The 19,273-nt window shown below is 47.9% G+C and carries 13 protein-coding genes; 4 read left to right on the top strand and 9 right to left on the bottom strand.

What is annotated here, in order from left to right; all coding sequences use genetic code 11:
- The first annotated feature begins 1 nt into the window (after position 1).
- The 3 genes from ACYVIY_RS26825 to ACYVIY_RS26815 are packed head-to-tail and all read left to right on the top strand — an operon-like array spanning position 2 to position 2,041.
- Positions 2-652 carry an SDR family NAD(P)-dependent oxidoreductase gene (locus tag ACYVIY_RS26825; RefSeq protein ID WP_460979670.1) on the top strand — a complete coding sequence of 217 codons (651 nt, stop codon included), beginning with the start codon at positions 2-4 and terminating at the stop codon, positions 650-652.
- Between the two features lie 30 nt (positions 653-682).
- A complete protein-coding gene (locus ACYVIY_RS26820; RefSeq protein ID WP_460979668.1) occupies positions 683-1,603 on the top strand; it encodes a helix-turn-helix domain-containing protein in 921 nt (306 codons plus the stop codon).
- 24 nt (positions 1,604-1,627) lie between these two features.
- On the top strand, positions 1,628-2,041 hold the full coding sequence (locus ACYVIY_RS26815) for an SRPBCC family protein (protein ID WP_460979666.1): 414 nt from the start codon (positions 1,628-1,630) through the stop codon (positions 2,039-2,041).
- Positions 2,042-2,246: 205 nt separating this feature from the next.
- Here the strand turns inward: ACYVIY_RS26815 and ACYVIY_RS26810 are convergent, their stop codons facing one another.
- The 7 genes from ACYVIY_RS26810 to ACYVIY_RS26780 all read right to left on the bottom strand — a co-directional run bounded on the left by ACYVIY_RS26810 (position 2,247) and on the right by ACYVIY_RS26780 (position 15,020).
- Complete coding sequence (locus ACYVIY_RS26810; RefSeq protein ID WP_460979665.1) at positions 2,247-3,074, bottom strand: sugar phosphate isomerase/epimerase; 828 nt, start codon at positions 3,072-3,074, stop codon at positions 2,247-2,249.
- A 3-nt stretch (positions 3,075-3,077) separates the two neighbouring features.
- Positions 3,078-4,139: a glycoside hydrolase family protein gene (locus tag ACYVIY_RS26805; protein WP_460979663.1), complete on the bottom strand. Its 1,062-nt coding sequence runs from the start codon at positions 4,137-4,139 to the stop codon at positions 3,078-3,080.
- A 275-nt stretch (positions 4,140-4,414) separates the two neighbouring features.
- Positions 4,415-6,847 carry an alpha-L-rhamnosidase-related protein gene (locus ACYVIY_RS26800; RefSeq protein ID WP_460979661.1) on the bottom strand — a complete coding sequence of 811 codons (2,433 nt, stop codon included), beginning with the start codon at positions 6,845-6,847 and terminating at the stop codon, positions 4,415-4,417.
- Positions 6,848-6,961: 114 nt separating this feature from the next.
- Complete coding sequence (locus ACYVIY_RS26795; protein WP_460979660.1) at positions 6,962-7,774, bottom strand: phytanoyl-CoA dioxygenase family protein; 813 nt, start codon at positions 7,772-7,774, stop codon at positions 6,962-6,964.
- Positions 7,775-7,827: 53 nt separating this feature from the next.
- A complete protein-coding gene (locus ACYVIY_RS26790) occupies positions 7,828-10,224 on the bottom strand; it encodes an alpha-L-rhamnosidase C-terminal domain-containing protein (protein ID WP_460979659.1) in 2,397 nt (798 codons plus the stop codon).
- A 171-nt stretch (positions 10,225-10,395) separates the two neighbouring features.
- Positions 10,396-11,940, bottom strand: a complete 1,545-nt coding sequence (locus tag ACYVIY_RS26785; protein WP_460979658.1) for a RagB/SusD family nutrient uptake outer membrane protein — start codon at positions 11,938-11,940, stop codon at positions 10,396-10,398.
- A gap of 20 nt (positions 11,941-11,960) precedes the next feature.
- A complete protein-coding gene (locus ACYVIY_RS26780; protein WP_460979657.1) occupies positions 11,961-15,020 on the bottom strand; it encodes a SusC/RagA family TonB-linked outer membrane protein in 3,060 nt (1,019 codons plus the stop codon).
- Positions 15,021-15,385: 365 nt separating this feature from the next.
- Here ACYVIY_RS26780 and ACYVIY_RS26775 point away from each other — a divergent pair, with 365 nt between their 5' ends.
- Complete coding sequence (locus ACYVIY_RS26775; RefSeq protein WP_460979656.1) at positions 15,386-16,270, top strand: helix-turn-helix domain-containing protein; 885 nt, start codon at positions 15,386-15,388, stop codon at positions 16,268-16,270.
- Positions 16,271-16,536: 266 nt separating this feature from the next.
- On the opposite strand, the gene ACYVIY_RS26770 is transcribed toward ACYVIY_RS26775, so the two are convergent.
- On the bottom strand, positions 16,537-18,324 hold the full coding sequence (locus tag ACYVIY_RS26770) for a class I mannose-6-phosphate isomerase (RefSeq protein WP_460979655.1): 1,788 nt from the start codon (positions 18,322-18,324) through the stop codon (positions 16,537-16,539).
- Entirely contained in the window at positions 18,321-19,271 is a 951-nt protein-coding gene (locus ACYVIY_RS26765; RefSeq protein ID WP_460979654.1) for an ROK family protein, read from the bottom strand. Before ACYVIY_RS26765 ends, ACYVIY_RS26770 begins: the two co-directional genes overlap by 4 nt.
- Positions 19,272-19,273 lie beyond the last annotated feature (2 nt).

The following is a 19,273-nucleotide window of genomic DNA, read 5'->3' as shown; positions in this document are numbered from 1 at the left end:
TATGAAAACAGTACTCATAACCGGGGTCAACAAAGGGATTGGTTTCGAAACCGCCAAACAACTGGCGGAGCTAGGCTACTTTGTTTATATCGGAAGCAGGGATGTCCATAATGGCCTTGAAGCGGTAGAAACGATCAAAGCGCTGGGCTTCACCAACGTCGATTATGTACAGATTGATGTAGCCAACCTGGATTCCGTCAAACAGGCCTTCAACGAGCTGGAATCAAAACTTGATACGTTAGATATTTTAATCAATAATGCCGGTATCTCTGGCGAGCAGCCTCAAACGTTTGCCAATGGCGGCATTGACAATCTGCGTACACTATTTGATACCCATTTTTTCGGGGCGGTTCAAACCACGCAACAATTCCTGCCGCTGTTGGGCAAGTCGGCCCAACCGGTGATTATTAGTGCGTATGGATCGACTAAAATGTCGATGAATGCCTTCACAATTATGTTGGCCAATGAGTTGCACGGTACAGCCTTCCGGGTAAATAGCGTTACCCCCGGCTATACCGCTACCGACCTCAATCAGCACAAAGGAGTCAAAACAGCAGAAGAAGGAGCCAAACCGATCGTGCGTGTAGCCACCCAAACGGATGGGATAGAAACTGGGGAATTCTATAAAGATGGCGGTGAAGTGCTTTGGTAGGTTAATGCAATTGATAATCATTCTGTAAATATGTCGACCGTACAGCGCATTAAAACCATTAGCGAGTTTCACCGGCTCAGGAGCCTGCCCAAACCCGAACATCCACTCATCAGCGTGGTCGATTACAGCGCTATCCAGCGCACACCGGCGATGAGTTCAATAAGCTGGGTGTTGGATTTTTACCAAATTTCCATCAAACGGGGAATGGCTGCCAAGCTCAAATACGGCCAGCAGGAATATGATTTTGATGAAGGCGTCATGTTTTTTATTGCGCCGAATCAAGTGTTCCGCATTGAAGCGGACCCAGAGTCAAGCACGCCGAGATCGGGTTGGATGCTACTGATTCATCCAGACTTTTTGTGGAATACGGCCCTGGCCAGGAGCATCAAGCAATACGAATACTTTGACTATTCGGTGGCAGAAGCCCTGTTTCTTTCCGATAAGGAAGAGAGGGTGATTAATACCATCATCGAAACGATCCGGCAGGAGTACCATGCCAACATGGACAAATTCAGCCAGGGAATTATTATCTCTCAGCTGGAAACCCTGCTGGGCTATTCCGAGCGATTTTATCACCGTCAGTTTATCACCCGAAAAATCAGTAACCACGCGATTCTGGACCGTCTGGAGGCCGTACTTACGGATTATTTCCGACTAGATGAATTGCTAAAAAGTGGGCTGCCAACGGTTCACTACCTAGCTGAAGTCCTGCATATTTCGCCCAAGTATTTAAGTAGTTTGTTAAAAGTGCTGACGGGGCAAACAGCCCAGCAGCATATTCATGGAAAGCTCATTGAGCGGGCGAAAGAGCAATTATCGACCACTGACCTTTCTGTAGGCGAAATTGCCTTTGCCATGGGCTTTGAGCACCAACAGTCCTTCAGTAAGCTGTTCAAGGCAAAGACTCAGCTTACCCCGTTGGCGTTCCGGCAATCGTTTACTGACAATTGATGGTTCTCTCTACTTTATACGACCATGCCTATTCCCTTAGTTACGGAGCGAGTTTATGATGTGCCGATGGAAACCCTTTGGCGAGCCCTAACAGATAAAGACGCCATCAGCGAATGGTATTTCGCTCAAGTGCAGGCATTCGAGCCTGTGGTCGGATCTGTGTTTCGTTTCACGGATGATGGTTCCGCTTATCAAAAAGAATGGAAAGTCACCCAGGTCGTAGTGAGTCAAAAATTAGCGCATACCTGGGCCTATAAAGGGTATCCGGGCTGTTCTGAAGTGGCCTTTGAACTCTTTCCAGAAGGCGAAAAAACTAGACTTACCATTACTCATACTGGTCTGGAAAGCTTTCCCGGCGATCCCCATTTTGCCAGCTATCGGTTTGAATGGGGCTGGCAGCATATTGGCGATCAGCTAACGGATTACTTACTAAAATGAAGAAGGGACAACGATCAATTCTTATCCAGACGAAATTGGTACTAGTTTCTGTATAGAAAGGCAGCCTTTTGTGAGACGGAGTATTTTTCACCAACTGTCAAGTTCCGAGTATACAATTTACTTGAGACAGTTTTTACTTGCCCAATATATTGTTAGAATGTTTTCGAGTTATATAGACTTGGCTCTCATTCATGATGCGACTAAACTATAAAGTCATTGCAGCACTATATCTGTCAGTGAGCAATTTCTTCATAAAGCAGTTGATGTCAAATTGACTGGCGATTGGCGTACTGGTAAAAGGAATCTGTGGCATATAGGGAAAGGGTCCGAACTCGGTCGTGAATGTTAACAAATCTCTGTGCTTGCGCTTATTCACTTCGACAATTGCGTCCCACCAGGCTAAAAATTGGTTAAGTGCGTAAGCCCATTCTGGAGCTCTGGGATCGGATACCTGCGGGCCTTGCTCAAAACCCACGCGGGCATGAACATGGCGTGTTCTGGAAATTGCCTCATTAACAATAGGCTTGAAATGAGCTAACATACTTTCAGTTACACATACCCAGTGCGAAAAATCGGCCGTTATTTCCATTTCTGGTCGCTTTGCAAACAGATAGTCGATGGACTGAGGTGAATACCCCATTCGGCCACGATGAGTCTCATGTACAATCGGAATATTCGTTTGGGCTGAAATCTCCACAGCAATGTCGACTAGAGCCAGATTTTGTTCCGGCGTAAAGTAATCTCTACCCGTATGTGAATTGATTAGCACGGGCAATGCATCTGCACACGCCCTCAGATTTCGTTTAAAACTGGTCTGAAATTCCGTAAACGTATTACCTGCCGCTTCATGCTGATGAGCGACAAAGACAAGCCCTTTTTTTTCGAGGCCATTCAAAAACGTTCTTCTCGTTTTCTGATCCGTTGGCAACCAGGTATCAATACCATCATAACCCGCATCAACGATTTTATTAATAAAGTCATTCACTGGCAGGTGTTCATGGCCCCACTGTGGACTGAGTATCTTGATTTCCATATGTTATTTGTGAATCTGGATGGGTAGTGAAATCCAGGCCAGCCCAATATTCCGTCTCATATGGCTTATGCTTTCGCCGGGCGCTGCGTCGTAGAGCAGCGCCAGCCTGTTTCCTGTTTGAATGACCGTGGGCATGCCAATAGCTCCTTTGGACCAACTGCAGTTTTGTTTGTCTAGCACAATTGCCTTATTTTCTTTTTGCCAGTGAAAAATATCTTTTGTCCAGTATACCCAAATAGCGTCTGTGAACTCGACCCCTTCTTTGTTAATACCAATGTGATTGGTGAACAGATACCACGTTTTTTGACTCTTATCATAATAAAGACTTGAGTTTTCAATCTGCTCCTCCAGTGGGAAGACAGGCGTCTCATTGATGTTCCAAGTGCTGTTTAGATCCCTGGTTCTTGCCAGACCAATCGTACGTTTCACAATCTTATTCTCATTTGCGGAACCACTGAAAAATTGTAAAAACTCATCTTTATACCTGACAATAAACCCAGGGCTAGCCGTCAAGGCGTAGAACGTATTAAGCTTTGTCGTGAATGGTTGCACGTCATACTGTTTTATCCAGGGTCCTTCAATAGAAGACGCTTTGGCTTTCATGGTCAGATAGGGAAAGGCGGGAATCCGATCGGGGGCAGGGGTTGCGTTTGGCGTACCTAAATAAAACATGTGCCAGGTGTTTTTATCATTTATGACCCAGGGCGATGACGCGCTTTTTGCGTCATTTTTTGTCGAATCACCCAGTTCGAGAATGGCACCTTTTTTCGTCCATGTTGTGAGGTCTGCGCTGGTGGCCAGGCAGGCTTTCCAGCCATCTTTTCCAGCTCCGTCATAAAATAGGTAATACGTTTCACCTACTTTATTTAATACAGCTTCTCTCGACCCATACACATCACAGCTGTCTTTTCCATCGCCATAGTGCATCACTACGCCCTGATCGTTACAATCAATTCGATGACGAGCCGCTGGTCTTCCATCAATGTAGCGCTCAGGTTGAGAAAAGGCGGCTTGTGACCCTAAGAAACAGATGCAACAAAACAAAACGGATAGGTGGTTTTTCATTTGAGTGTAACGCTGAAAAAGGAATAATACACTTCGCCTTAACTTAATCATCCTACTGATTTTCAGGCTTTTTACGTTTACATTGGCAAGTGTTGCCCGCTGTACCTTCTGATCAGTTTTATTCTTATTCTTATTGTGATAAATTGTCCGGCAGCTAATCTGCCGGACATTTACAAAACCAACCTATCTATACTGAAAATGCATTGATTAAACGCTAAAAGTTGTAGTCATTCAAAACGCTGAAAACGACAATGTCTCTACGTAAATATTACGCGTTAGCTTAACTTCGTTACGGTAAATGTCGTTGTGTTCAGGCAATCATGGTTTAGCTTTATTTCGCCATCTGGTTTTGCTTTGATGACTTTTGCCTGGCTGTTAATCTTGATTCGGTAACGCGCATTCGGACGTAGATCGGTAATTCTGAACGTATGTTGAGCCGTCGATTTGGTTGTCCATGAGCGGGAATCAGGCGTCCAGGAGTTAATTTGAACCTGAACAAATGTATTGGGTGGGGTATTAATCTGGAGCCGAGAACGTTCGTCGTTGTGATGAAAATAGGTTAGCGTATTGACTATATTGCTAACGCCAAACCGCTCGTGGCTGATCACCGAAAAGTCTTTGGTACTTAACCGATAGTGACTAACCCGTAAATCAACCTGATACGTTGTGTCTCGTAAGGTATACGTAAATTTCGTACCGTCGAGTGATCTGCTCATGTTCGGCTCAAGTCCCATCCGGTTCCACTTTGGCCGAATCCCATAAATATCCCGGTACAAGGCGGTTATCGTCGTGCTGATTCCTGCCAGAATATCGTCGCCCAAACCTTGTTGGGTTTTACGGCTATAGCGCTGGGACGACAGCCCGTCTTTTCGGTACTGGGCCAGCAAATTGTTGACGTAGCGCAGGGCAATCTGGTTATTATACGTAGCGTACGCCCGGATTCCCAGGTAGCCCCAGGTTGGGAAAATATCGCCGTTCTCGTATTTAGGGAAAGGCCAGTTGCCACGCTGAACTTCCTCGCGTTTAAACGAGTCAAAACAGAGTGGCCAGTGAAACAGCTTTTCGTCAGCCATTCGCTGCTCGATCTGCTGAAGAATCTGGTTGATACGCTTTGGATCATCGCAGAGGCCAAAGGCAATAGCGGCAAAATTTACCGGCGTGACCAGATTGTCCCCATGCACCGAGCCATCCTGATCCCGCCAGTAGACGTACTGTTGTTTGGCCTCTGACCAGAAACCACCTTTCTCCACGGGTTGATTAAATGCCTTTTTCAAGCGGGCGGCATTAGCTACGTAGTAAGTAGCCTTTTGAAGGTTACCCAACACCCGCTCGCAGTCGGCCCAGAGTGTAAGGGCTTCATACAGCTGAGCGTTGACAAACGCATTTTCATAACTTGCCCAGACAATATCCACCCAATCACTAGCCTTCTGTTCAGCAATGCCCGTATTCATCATCTCAAAAATACCATTCTGATTGGCATCTCGCCGAATTAACCAATCCAGTGCTTTTTCGCAGCTATTCTGGTGTGCACGGAGCCAGGCAAGGTTCCCCGTTTGGGCAAATTGCTCACTAGTATTGATGACATAACCTGTCTGCGAATCAATGGTGTATCCCCACATGGCTTCATAGTAACCCGTTTCTTTGTTATAGGTACCCGGTATTTCGTCGCCTGGTACGTTATGCCATCGCGAGAGCACCCGCCCATCGGCCAGCATGGCCTGATCCCGTTCCTGATCGAGCGTAGCGGACAGGTTTCTGGTATAATTAGGGTCATTTACCGCCATGCCGATCTGGGCGAAAAAAGGTTCATGTAGGCACTTCCAATTGGTTAGCCAGCCATTCCCCCCGACAATGGCATTGTCTACCACTCCGTAGCGTCCTGTCGTATTGAGCAGTTCGCGAACGGCCAGACTATCGATGCCAGGAAGCCTGCCGCGGGAGTATTCTTTCGCATAATTTACGTACTGCAGTTCGAACTGAACGGTCGCTACCTGATCTTGTGTCGTAAAACTAGAGAAGATATCCGCTTTCCCGGCGACAAAGCGGCTTAGACCGTACCGAGGTAGTAAATAAGAAGGGGTTACTGAATGCGTACAGGTAAATTCATCCTGCGGGCTGTGGGCGTATTTCGTGGCGAGTGCGTCTTTCGAACTAGCCTGAATACGCAACGCATTTCCACTGCGATCATTCCAAAACGTAACGCCACCTGTGTGAACACCATATGAATCATTGGGTTGTTTTAAGTATTTACACCAGACGACTCCTCCATTGTCCAGTATGCCTCCTTTCCACTGAGCCATTCCGCTAAAATTCCATTGCGGAAAAGCTGTCTCCTGAAGTTCTAACGGCCTACTATATACGCGCATTATTGACCAAATGATTTTGTCATTACGTAAACGGAAATGCCAGTCCTCGGTAACTTTATCCGCTGAATCACCATAGGTTACGCCCTGAATAGTTAGACCGGCAGCATCCTCACGTACGTGAGGCCGACCCAGCAATTTTTGAGAACTGTATTGTTTGTTCCCGCTTTTTATTCCGGTAAAAATCCCTGCTTTTGATAACGTATTTTCTGTATTGATCCGTAGCTCTTTCACGGTGCAGCCAGCAGCGTAGTCAATCACCAGAACCAGTTTCTTATCTGGAACGGTAATCGTAATGGTGCTGGTCGTGGGGTTATGGTCGATGCCAGGAATTTTAGCCTCCACGACCAAACACGCCAATTGGAAAAAACTCAGCCAAAAAAGAAATTTCAGTCTTAAAAACATATACCTTCTAATCTGATTATAGCAGCCCACTATAACATTACCAATACGTATGGATTAGGAATGGAAATAAATTAACGGGGTTACGGCATCATTATTTAGTAAACTACCGATCGATAATTTAGCCACCTCCTCATCACTCAGAATATTCTGGGTGCCATTGAACGTATTGCCATCAGGCATATACGCACAGGTCATGGCCCGCCGGTAGCCGGGGGTCATGTTCGCGTGCGCACCGTGAATGGTCAGCCCGTTATGAAACGAGCAGCTACCCGCTTTCATAGGAACAGCCACCGATTTAGTTGTATAAAATTGCGGATACGTTGTAAAAATAGCCCCCATATTCTTACCGATACCGGGATTCTCGAAGGTGGTTTGCTGGTGCGATCCTGGGATAAAAAACAGGCAGCCATTTTCCAGTGTGGCATCATCCAGCGCTACCCAAATTGATAATGCCCTCCGGTCCGTGAACGACCAGTACGGCGTGTCCAGGTGCCAGGAAGTTGGATTGGCCCAGGGTTTTTTGATAAGCGCCTGATCGTGCCAGATACGTATTCCCTCAACACCCGCCAGCTGGGCTGCCATTTTCCCGATCCGCTCGTCGAGCATGAGTTTTCTGATACCCGGATTGTCCTGCCAGAGATTAAGCAATTGGTCAAATACGTGGTCGTAATAGGATTTGTCGGTCTCATCACCCTTGCCGTACACCTCCTTCCGGTCCGGCAGTTTATTCCCTTTCCGGTTTGCCAGCGCTTCATCCAGCGCAGTTCGCCACTCAGTTAATTCCTGTTCAGACAGGAAGTCTTCGATGACAATAAAGCCATCCTGTTGGTAACGGGCAACGTCTTGTGGTGTAATATCTGTTTTCATTTTAATGCTGTTTATTTAAATAAATTCTGTTGTTTTTAGAAGGACTTACGTACCTAGTTAAAAAAGATGCCAGCTAACGCTGCGTTTGGCCCTCGTACGTGATTGATCCGAACTCGAACGGAGCGATCTATTTTGAATCGCAGGTATTTACCGTTCCCGTATGTATCGATCACCTGAACCGGGGCCAGGATTTCTGAGGTGTCTGCGTCAAACAATTCAATAGCTGAGCGCCTGCCTTTGCGGTCCCAGTCCAGAAAGTAAAGCGTCAGGTAGTAGGGTTTGCGGGTATGCTCAAAAATATCTACGGTAAAGGTCTGAAGGGTAGCTTTAGGGTCCTGTGTGATGAAAGCACTGGCCCATCTATCATGCGTTTCTTCCTGTTGCAAAGCGCGGAGGTCATTCGTTTTCTCTTCCCACAACTGATTGACCGCTCTGACTATCCGTACCGAATCAACGTATGATGGCTTTTTCAGTATATTCTCTTTGCTTTTATGACCAGGCAAGAAATAGCCATCCCTCCCGTAACGGTTTTTCCAATTACCGCTGGTAGTCGAGTCGACGGCAAAGTCGGTTAGAGCGTAACGAAACGAGTCGGAATCAGGGTTTACGGACGGTAAGGCTTTCCCGTAGCTTATTTTAATTGTATAAGTACCCGGAGAAAGGTTTTGAAGGTAAACGTAGTGCGTATCTTCAGCCGCGACCCTGACAGGCTTGTTATTGATCGTTATCCGGTTGATGTACTTACCGTTCTTGGGAAGACCTATTTTAGCCGCTGTTGTACCGGCGGGAACACGTACTTCACAATCACCGGTAAGGGAGTTAAACGATGCCGTTATGACACCCCAGGGTGTAGGAACCGAGCCTTTTACGCTGGAAACTGATTCCGTCAAAAAAGGAATAATGTTAAACGTTTTAAATCCGGGTGAAACGGGACGTATCCCCAGGATTTCATCGGATAACCATCTTGTTACGCCCGCCCCCCAGGGATGGGTTAGACTGGTATAGCCGCACTGATTGTTAATCGGGGCACTGTCCGGGGCTAATGCGTCGTTCCAGGAGGGCCGAAACACTTCAAAGAACGTAGTGCCACCATACTTAATTTGCCCGCCCCATTGATCGATAAGGGTGGTGATCGCTTCGTTTTTGTATCCTGCACGGGCCATACCCTGCAGAATGAAATATTGATTGAAGGGCGAATAGGACAGGCGGGCATTCCGATCACCAAACCAATTTCTGGCCAGGGCCTGTACACTGGTTGACTGATCATGTCCGGCATTGAATACTTCAGCCAGCGCATGCACACCATAATTCGCAAACTGGACAGCCACAAGCTGCTGTTTTTTGACTGTGGCGTATCGCCTGTATTTACCCGCAAGGGCTGTGTCACCAATCGCCACCATACATTGAGAAAACTTCGACCAGGCGTTGATGCATAACCAGCGGTACGCCCGTTGACTTTCAGCGATGTTAGGCCGCTCAAATCCCGCGCCCAGCCGCTCATCCCACCCCATAAAGCTTAGGTTGGGTAACGCATCAAACTGCTGGAAAGCTTTATCCAGCCGCTTTGTAGCGTTGTCGAGGTAGTTTTTGAAAAAGGTGGTATCACCGGTATACGTGAAGTAATCCAGTAATCCCAATACCCAATACATCGAATAAGCTGGAATGCCATTATCCTGCGAGGAGGTAAAGGCAATGTTTTTCCGAACGAAATCGAAATTACCAAACGCCACCAGCGACGCAGCCTGTGAGGGATACGCATCACCCGTCCAGGAATGGCGGTCGCTACGTTCCATCAGGATAGCCCCCAGATAATCCTGTAGCAGATTAAGCTTTACGGTATAAGCTCCGGTATACCAGATTCGATTGAGCAGCGTATCATTGCAGGAAAAACTTCCGAGGTAATTAACGGGCTTGGTCTGACAGATCAGTCGAAAATTAGTCAGCTTCCAGGGTTTGGTGAACGTTTTAATGTGCAGCCACGCAAACCGAACCCCTTCATACAGTTGATTATTTAATTCGAGCCGGTACGTATTCCCGTATCGCACGGGCTTGAGTGTTTTTACCGGATGCTGCGCTCCCGCGTTAAGAATCGCCGGTTCTTTGTATTCGCTGATACTTAACAGAACTTCACCCTGCAAATCGTCGGACTCAAATTCCAGCCATCCCGCATTTACCTGACCAAAATCTAATTGAAGGTCTCCCGTTCCCAGAACTGTAATCGCGGATTTCTCAATCCGAAATGCGCCCGAGGGCGTGGCGATGTGCTGGCGTGGAAACAGCGGATAAATCTGTAAACTGTCGTCGGCCTCTGGGTTGCTCCATTGGTAGTTGCTAATCGGATCGGGGGAATTCTTTAGCCTCACCGACTTGAACGCGCCACCATGCAGGGGCAGATAGGGTTCTTTTATCTGCCCCTTTCCCGGCAAACTCCACAAGCAGAATGCAGACAACAGCAAATGAATACTGAAAATGGCCTTTACTTTTCTCCGCAGTATCCTTCCAATATACATGTCAACGCTCCCTGATTTGACCAGATTTGTAGTTACAATTCGTCCACCTGATCTGGCCAGAACCCTAACCCATTAATCAGAGACAATTGAATTTATTCGTTCGCTATCATCCTAATAGCCTGGATTCTGTACCAGTTTTGAGTTTATCTGCACTTCCCGGAATGGGATTGGGTCCAGCAGCTTTTGCGGGGTAACGGTGAAGGCAGTTGGAAGAATCCAGCCGTATTGAGCCTTTAGTCGGTTGCCTTTAGCCGTTGCGGTTTCGATGGCTTTGCCAATCCGGATCAGGTCCTGCCAGCGATGATTTTCGAAGGCCAGTTCGTGACGCATTTCATTCGAAACTGCTTCCAGCGTAGCGGTTGTTGCTTCTGGTAAACCCGCTCTCCGGCGAACCATATTTAGGTAAGGTAAAGCGTCACCTCCTTTGTTTTGCTGTACCAGACATTCGGCCAGTAGTAGCAAGGCTCCTGAGTACCGGTAAACGGGAAAATTATCGGGCGTATTGAAGGCGATATCGTAAGGCGGTTGAAAGTATTTCCGAATCATGTACCGGTAGGCTTTTCCCGCTTTTGGCGTGTAATTAACCGGAGAACCAATATAGTCAGCCGTGAAATCTTCCACACCACTGATAACGCCTTCCACGACGGCAATCGAAGCGGGTAATCGTACATCACCCTTCTCATAGGAAGCCACCATTTCATCCGTCGGTACGTTCCAGCCGCTGAAAATATTCATCCGTCCGCCATCAAAACCCATTAAAAACTGAGGATTCGTCATTTTAGGCATGAACTGCCAGGCAAAATCGCTTTGCTGTCCGCTCACCCGGTCCGCCATATACTGCACATCAAAAATGGATTCCTGGTGATTTTTATTAGCCGGGTCAAACACTTTCGCATAATCGGCCAGCAGCGCGTAATTCATTTTGGTAATGTCCGTCAACTCTTTTTCGGCAGCGGCATAATCCCGGGTTTCGCCTGACATTAGCGCATAAGCCAGCAGCATTTTAGCCGCTCCTTTTGTTGCCCGTCCGCTTTGCGGGAACGTAGTGGCCGTAGGCAGCAGATCGATGGCGCTTTTTACATCGGTTTTGATTTGGGCGTACACCTCCGCGGGCGTGTTACGTGACTGAAAGGATTCTTCCGGATTAGTAATCTCTTTTAACTGAAGAGGAACCCCGCCAAAATGAGTGACCAGGCCGAAGTAATAATAGGCCCGTAAAAACAGCGCTTCCCCCAGAATGGAATTCTTCACGTCATTGGATAAACTGGTGTTGGCGGCCAGCCGATCAATCACTGTATTGACGTAAGCAATTCCCCGATAACTGGCGTTCCACCGACTGCCGGGCGCATTCGGAATACTGGAAACGGTCGCATCGATGGTGAACTGCGGAAACGCTTCCCTTGATTTTTCCAGACCACGGTTTGCTTGATATATGGTAAAGAAGGTATTGTCTGAGCGCATTTCATCATCATATACACCCACATTGGTCAGTTCCCGTAAGGGCGTATACGCTGCCGCAACGGCCTGTCTGAACTGATCCTCCGTTTGAAAAAAGGTAGCCGAGCTTAAATTGGTTGGTGGCGTGAGGTCCAGAAAACTTTCTTTACAGCCGGACAGGAAGACGGCTATTACTCCAATAAACATTATTTTTTTCATGATCGTCAGAAAGGTCAGGGTCAGAAATTAACGTTAACGCCAAGCGTATACACTCTGGCAATAGGGAAAGCCGTGAAGTCTCGACCCTGATTGAGTCCGTTTAAACCGGCAAGACCAACTTCGGGGTTCATGCCCGGATACTTGGTAAACAGCACCGGGTTCTGCGTGCTGAAATACGTCCGGAAGCTTTTGATTGTCTTGTTGTTGCCGATTGGAATCAGATACCCGAGCGTAATGTTCTTAACGGCCAGATACGTACCACTGAAGACCTGACGGGTAGAAAAATTCCGAAAATCAGCCGTCGTACCCGCCCGGGTTCTGGGATAGATACCATCGCCCGGATTTTCGGGTGAACGCCACCGCCGGGCTACACCTTTCCGCACATTAAAAACACCGTCTATGTTTTCGGTTGACTGAAACGCGTCGTCGGCGATGTCATTCCCAACGGTTCCGGCAACAACAATGGATAAGTCGAGTTTCTTGTAGCTCAGCGTATTGGTCATCCCGTAGACAAAGTCGGGATTGGGGTCACCAATAAACGTCCGGTCATTGATGTCGATTTTCCCATCCCCATTGAGGTCCGCAAAACGGGCAGTACCTATCATCGACGTAGCACCGTGCGGCTGGCTTTCAAATTCCTGCTGGGTCATGTACACACCCGTGTTGACGTAGCCGTAAAAGAGACCGATTGGATGACCTACGGCGGTGCGGTTATCATCCCAGTACTCCTGATACCCCCCAATGGGCGCATCGTTGGTGCCAAGTTTACGGACTAGGTTACGGTTGAAGGAAATATTGAAACTGGTACTCCAGTTAAACTTACCCTCTATATTCCGCGTATCAATGGCAAATTCATGACCCCAGAAGTCGAACCGGCCGATGTTTGATGAAACGGCTGAATAACCCGACTGGACAGGGATGTCGATGGCGTACAGCAGGCCGTCGGTTTTCTTGTAGTAATAATCGTAGGTAAAATTAATACGATTGTTAAGTAGCGAAAGATCTAAACCAGCGTCAAAACCCGTAGTCGTTTCCCAGGTTAAATTGGCGTTGCCAATACCCGCCAGGACGCGGCCAGACGCTAACGCGTTATTAAACACGTAATTCGAAGGATTAACGCTGGCCAGGTACGTGTAGTTACCAATGTTGTTGTTGCCCACCTGTCCATAGCTCGCTCTTACCTTAAGAAAATCAATGGCCTTATAACGGTTCATAAACTTCTCGTCGGAAACAACCCAGCCAAACGAAGCCGATGGAAACGTTCCGAATCGCTTGTTGGAGCCAAACCGTGATGAACCATCGCTACGGAAGGCCAGTGAAAGCAGGTAATTACCTTTGTAGTTGTAGTTCAGCCGTCCCAGATAACTAATCAATGAATAGTCACTGGCGCCAACGTTTCCAATTCGGTTGGCCGCTACGTTCAGCCATTGAATACTATTGTCCGGAAACTGACTGCCGTTGATAGTACTATTCTCCATGGTAACCTTCTGGGTCGTATAGCCAAGCAGGGCTTCCAGATTATGATTGCCAAAAGACCGGTTATAGGTCAGCGTATTTTCCAATAACCAGGATAAATAATTGGCGGTATTGTAATTACCTCTTGCCGACGCAGCCGGTGTTGGTCCGCCCAAAATTGTTGACGGCTGGAACAGCCGGTTGATATCATTGCTGGTATTAATATTAATGCTGGATTTAACATTCAGCCCTTTCAGTATCTGATAATCGACATATGCATTACCGATGAGGACCATGTACTTAGCGGGATTCACTGTCTGCTGGAGTACCTGATAATAATTGGGCGTCGAGAACATACCTGGTGGCGCAAACCCGATTGGATAAGTTCCGTCGTCATTTCTGTATTTTAAGGTAGGATCGGACAAATACGCCACCTGGATGATGTTACGTCCTTCACCCAAACCGGGGGTAATATTGGTAACGTAGTGCGTAGCAGCCAGATTCAGGCCAAGCCTGAGCTTCTCAGATACCGAGAAAATATTATTGGCTCGCACCGTAAAGCGACTGGCGGAATTATTAAGCATCACGCCATCCTGCTTGTTGTAGCCTATATGAACGGCTGACTGAATGGTTTTGGCGTCGGTCGAAATGGAGAGGTTATAATCCTGGATGGCGGCCGGTCGTAATAAGACGTTAAACCAGTTGGTCCCGTCGTTTGGACCGTATTGAGAAGGGTTCTGGTATTGCTGCGGAACGCCACCTTTATAGCCCTCATACAGCGCGGCATCTTCGTAATATTCTTTTTTAAATTGCGCGAACTCCGGCGCGTTCATTAAATCGGGTTTGCCCCGATCCGAAACCGACTGAACCCCGACAAAGCTGCTGAACTGGACATTCCGTTGCCCGTTCTTCGCCTGCTTTGTCGTCACCAGAATCACGCCATTAGCCGCCCGTGAACCGTAAAGCGAGGCCGCTGCTGCATCTTTTAAAACGGTAATCGATTCAATGGCATCCGGATTTATTACGTTCAACCCACTCGTCGTTGGAAAGCCATCGACAACAATCAGGGGGTTATTGCCTGCATTGATGGAAGCGGCTCCCCGTATCCGGATACTTAGTTCTGCGCCCGGCTGACCGGTATTCTGGTTAATTTGTACCCCCGCCAGTTTTCCCTGAAGCCGCTGGCTGATGTTGGTGGTAGGAATGTCTTTCAACTCAGCTGCCTTTATGCTCGTGATGGCTCCCGTTAACTCGCGCTTGGTTTGGGTACCATAGCTAACGACGACGACCTCGCTTAGGTTGGTTTCATCCGTAGTTAGCTGAATGTTCAGCACATCAGCGTTGGCAATTTTTTCACTGACCGGCTGGTAACCGACAAAGCTGAAGGTAAGCGTATTTCCTTTTGTTGCCGAAATAGAGAATTTCCCCTCAACGTCGGTAATCGTACCGGTTGACGTACCGGCGACAACCACACTAACACCTGGAAGCGGAGCCCCCTGCACATCCCGGACAATGCCAGTAATTTTTTGAGTCTGGGCCAGTGCGTTTGCGTGGCTAAGCAGGAGTAAAACTGTAGTAATGATGATCGAACAATATGTCCAACCACGATTGTAATATTGTCTCATAAGGCCAAGGTTAAAGGTCAAAAAACGAGTTCCGTTACAGTAATTTTCTGTTTCGAAATTACATTTTGCCAATATGGACAACCTACAATTGATCAATTTTTTTGTCAAAAAGTACAAAACAATGTTTAATCTTGGCAACTTCTGCCAGAGTCAGATAGGGGCATGAGCATAATTTTTCGCCAAATGAGTAATGCGTACTGAATCAGAAAGTCAAAAACTAAAACGTTTTTGACTTTCTGATTCAGTACGCATTACTCGCTAGTTTGAAAACAAGATGAGATTTATACACAGTTTGTACTTTTTGATATTTACAATCCTGAAAGCAGTTTAAAATACCCTCAGGACTTTACCACCAGACAAAGGCCATGTCGAACAACTTTTTCAAATACTTAACCGTCGGTAAGACAGAAGAGAATTGGGGTTTATATGTAACCACAGTGGGCTACTCAAAAGTCGAACCGCATCAGCATTACCCCAACGAGCCTCATCCAGATAGTCATAAACTGACCTGGAACCGGGGAAGAATCCTAAATGACTATTACATCATCTTTATAACAAGAGGCAAGGGTGTATTCGAAGCGAAAGATTTGCAACCGACCGAAGTAAACGCGGGGCAGTGTTTTTTTCTTTTTCCGGGTGTGTGGCACCGTTATAAACCCGATGTGAAATCGGGTTGGGAAGAATATTGGTTAGGGTTCAACGGATATTACATTCAGCAACTAATTGAAAACCTAAACTTTAATCCGGCCAGACCTTTTGTGGATGTAAAGTCAAACAAAGAAATTCTGGTGCTCTTACACCGAATAGTTGATCAGGTGAAAGCGGCCAGCGTTGGCTATCACCAACAAATTGCCGGGATCATCATGCAGATAGTAGGGATATTAAATACAATTTCGAAATTTAAAGATTATGATAATGACCCGGTAGGAAGACTAATTGCGAAAGCAGAGTTTATTTTGCAAGAGTCCTACGAAACGCAAGTGGACGTAGAAGAGTTAGCCAGTCAGTTACCAATGGGGTATTCCGCTTTCCGAAAAGCATTTAAGCGTATAACCGGCGTCTCGCCCAATCAATATCATCTTAATCTTCGCTTATCCCGCGCCAAAGATTTGCTCATTAATACGAATCTGAATATCAGCGAAATTACCAATCAGACCGGTTTTGAATCGGTTTTTTATTTTTCAAAACTATTCAAAAAGAAAAATGGTCTTTCACCCATCGCCTTTCGAAAACAGGAAAGCATATCCTGACATCTACCGATAACGGGAGTCTCTTCGTATGTTACTATTGATCCGTGAATTAGTCTGTAAAGAAGCTTACCTCTTTTTTGCGGAAGAAGGTTTGGATTATTGATCCGTGAATTAATCCGTAAAGTGACTTTCCCTAAATTGTTGCCTAATGTTAGTATTTCAATACAATTGAAATCTTCGACTTTACAAGTTAATGCGTGTAGCAATAATAAAGAAATGAGGTTCTTACTAGAACCCCATTTTCCTTTAGCTGCTGTTTGACTCAATTATCTAAACATATGGTCGTTCAGCTTGTCGGTTCGGATATAGGCTTTTAAGGTGCCTATTTCCTGCCCTTCGCTTGGTCCGGACGGTTTTATCGTGTAGGCACCTACTGCGGCCGGTACGATGAACGTCTCAGCGTAATGAACGACAAAAGGTTCGAACGCGCCTGAGGGGCTTTCGATCGTAGCTTCGTCACCTTCGATCAGGTTGATCACGTTAACGACACCGTTTGTGTGGTGGGAAACTTCTTTTGAAAACCAGTGCCGACGGGTTTCAATGAACGAATCCTCGTCGAGGCCCGTACGCTCTTCCCGCCAGCCGTCACCGCGCCCAATCTCTTGGATTTGATTGAGCAGGTTGTCCTTCGTCCACTGCGTCGTCCGGTCCCATTGGATGTTGTTCTTTCCATGTTCGAGGGAGATGGGCCGGGGCTTGCCGTCTAATCCTGTTCGGCCCCAGTCCCACAGTTTGAAGGTAAAGTTGAAGGGGGTTGCGCTGATCTCAAGCACAACGCTGTTGGCCCCCGAGCAGTGAACCGTTCCGGCGGGAATTAACGCGTGATCGTGCTTTTTGATCGGCCATTTTTCGACGTATTGCTCAGCGTCGAAATCAACCTCACTTTCCTGCGCTTTCTCCAGATCACCGATCATCTTGTCGGGGTTGATGTTATCTTTCAAACCTAGATAAACGCAGGCATCTTCTTTCGCTTCCAGAAAATAATAGCTTTCATTCTGGGTGTAGGGCATACCAAACTTCTCCCGGATGTACTCCTGCAGGGGATGAACCTGCAAACTCAAGTTGCCGCCCTCAATGGTATCCAGAAAGTCAAACCGGATGGGAAACTCGGCACCAAACGCGGCAAATACTTTCTCGCCCAACAGCTCCAGTGGATGCGAGAAAACCACGTCGATGGAAGGGATCTCAAACGTTTCACCGTCGAAGTTGTACAGCAGGCTGTTTTCTTCGGGTACGCAATCGAACCCCCAGGCGTAGTTAACGGCCGACCGGTCCAGGTCGCACACTTCCTTTAGCCATTGGCCACCCCAGGGACCGGGATCGAAGAACGGAACAACCCGGAAGGGCCGCTGAACAGTGAGCGCCATGGCGTTGCGCAGGGCCGTTCCGCTGATGAGCTTGGGCATTTCTTCCCGCGTCGTGTCCATTACGTAATCCCAGCGTTCCATGTATTGCTTTTTGTGGCGATCCAGTACCTTCCAGTCCACGTAGAACGCTCGTTTATACTGGTAAGCGAACCCCGCGTCCTGATTTTGAGCCCCCAGATTACTCACCCGGTTTTTTCGGAACCGAAGTTGAATTTCCCACCGGGGCATATCGGCATACAGCAGTAGGTCGGGCTGATTGACGAACAGCGCGGCTCCGATGCCAACAACCAGTACTACGCCGTCTGTAACGGACTGAATCGTTTGCTGACAGATCGCCAATTTGTCTTCGTCGTAAAAGCTGGACAGTTCAAAGGGGCATATGTAGCCAAATACCGGATCGTCCGTCACGAAGTCGTTGACCAGCGCGTCAATCTCGCCTTGACTGCGCAGGGCCTGCCCGGTTTCAACGACCGTTAACCGGTCCGACAATGAACCCAGGCCAGCGATAACTTCATTGGTATAAACCCCCAGATAAGTGTCTACGGCCACAATGGTTTTGGGCTGTCCCAAAGACCGGATTCTGTCTTGCAGGGTAGCGACAATGGCCTCCCAGCCCGTGGTACACGTTTCTCCCGCTATGCGAATAGCCGGGAGTTTGTCAAAAGTTGATGGTGTTAAAACGTTCATAATTCACGGTTGTATGCTAAATGAGCGGCTCCTAACAGAGCTGCCGAATCAGTTAGTAAGCTAGGTACAACGGCCACGTTGCCCCACGTGGCCCAAGTATTCTGGTTCAGGCGGTGTTGGATTGGGGGGATAATGACGTCGCGGCTGGCCATCACCCCTCCGCCCAGAATGAGCATTTCCGGGTCGTAAGCCTGCACCAGATTGTAGGCGCAGGTCGCCCATACGTCAATGCTTTCGTCCCGCAAGGTAGTCGCCAGCGCATCGCCCTGGGCGGCACAGCGAAAAACGGCTTCAAAATCGACGGTGTCATACTGGCAAAGTAGACTTTGGGCGTACGTCATGTGCGTAGTTGCCCGCTGACCTAAACTCCAGGTTGACGCTTCGGCCTCCGCACAACCAACCGCACCGCAGTTGCAGCGGTTACCCTGGGCGTTCTGAACGAAGTGCCCCCCCAGAATGCCCGCCTGAAAGTGTTTACCCCGTAACAGGCGGCCTTCGATAACCGCCGATGTGCCAACTCCGGTACCGAGCGTCATCAGTACTACGTTATCGTAGCCTCGTCCGCTGCCGTACTGCCATTCGCCTAGTAGGGCCGCCCGGGTGTCATTTTCGAGATAAAGAGGTACGCCCCAGGTTTCTCTGGCCCAGCCCGCCAGATCGAGTTGGGGGGCGTCGCTATATTTGTCGTTGATGGATAAGACGCGTTTTTGAATCGGGTCAACAATGCCCGGTACCGCTACGCCCATGCCGACTAGATCGGACGCTGATAGGCCGGCGGTTTTCAGCATCTTGTCTATCGTTGCCTTGATCTGCGGCAGCCGGGTTTGCAGCCCCTGCCCCGATTGCGACTCCATCCGGTCCGTTAGCAAAACGTTGCCCGCTCTGACCAGTCCAAGCTTGATACGGGTACCTCCCAGGTCGATGGCGATGACCGCTTTGTTTTCCATAT

The sequence above is a fragment of the Spirosoma knui genome (assembly GCF_054780635.1).
Note: the sequence above shows the minus strand (reverse complement) of the source record. Positions and strands in the feature narration are given on the sequence as shown.

Coding starts and splice junctions, on each gene's coding strand:
- ACYVIY_RS26780 (WP_460979657.1), bottom strand. CDS start 15,020: ATGAGACAATATTACAATCGTGGTTGGACATATTGTTCGATCATCATT.
- ACYVIY_RS26775 (WP_460979656.1), top strand. CDS start 15,386: ATGTCGAACAACTTTTTCAAATACTTAACCGTCGGTAAGACAGAAGAG.
- ACYVIY_RS26765 (WP_460979654.1), bottom strand. CDS start 19,271: ATGGAAAACAAAGCGGTCATCGCCATCGACCTGGGAGGTACCCGTATC.
- ACYVIY_RS26770 (WP_460979655.1), bottom strand. CDS start 18,324: ATGAACGTTTTAACACCATCAACTTTTGACAAACTCCCGGCTATTCGC.
- ACYVIY_RS26795 (WP_460979660.1), bottom strand. CDS start 7,774: ATGAAAACAGATATTACACCACAAGACGTTGCCCGTTACCAACAGGAT.
- ACYVIY_RS26785 (WP_460979658.1), bottom strand. CDS start 11,940: ATGAAAAAAATAATGTTTATTGGAGTAATAGCCGTCTTCCTGTCCGGC.
- ACYVIY_RS26805 (WP_460979663.1), bottom strand. CDS start 4,139: ATGAAAAACCACCTATCCGTTTTGTTTTGTTGCATCTGTTTCTTAGGG.
- ACYVIY_RS26820 (WP_460979668.1), top strand. CDS start 683: ATGTCGACCGTACAGCGCATTAAAACCATTAGCGAGTTTCACCGGCTC.
- ACYVIY_RS26810 (WP_460979665.1), bottom strand. CDS start 3,074: ATGGAAATCAAGATACTCAGTCCACAGTGGGGCCATGAACACCTGCCA.
- ACYVIY_RS26825 (WP_460979670.1), top strand. CDS start 2: ATGAAAACAGTACTCATAACCGGGGTCAACAAAGGGATTGGTTTCGAA.
- ACYVIY_RS26815 (WP_460979666.1), top strand. CDS start 1,628: ATGCCTATTCCCTTAGTTACGGAGCGAGTTTATGATGTGCCGATGGAA.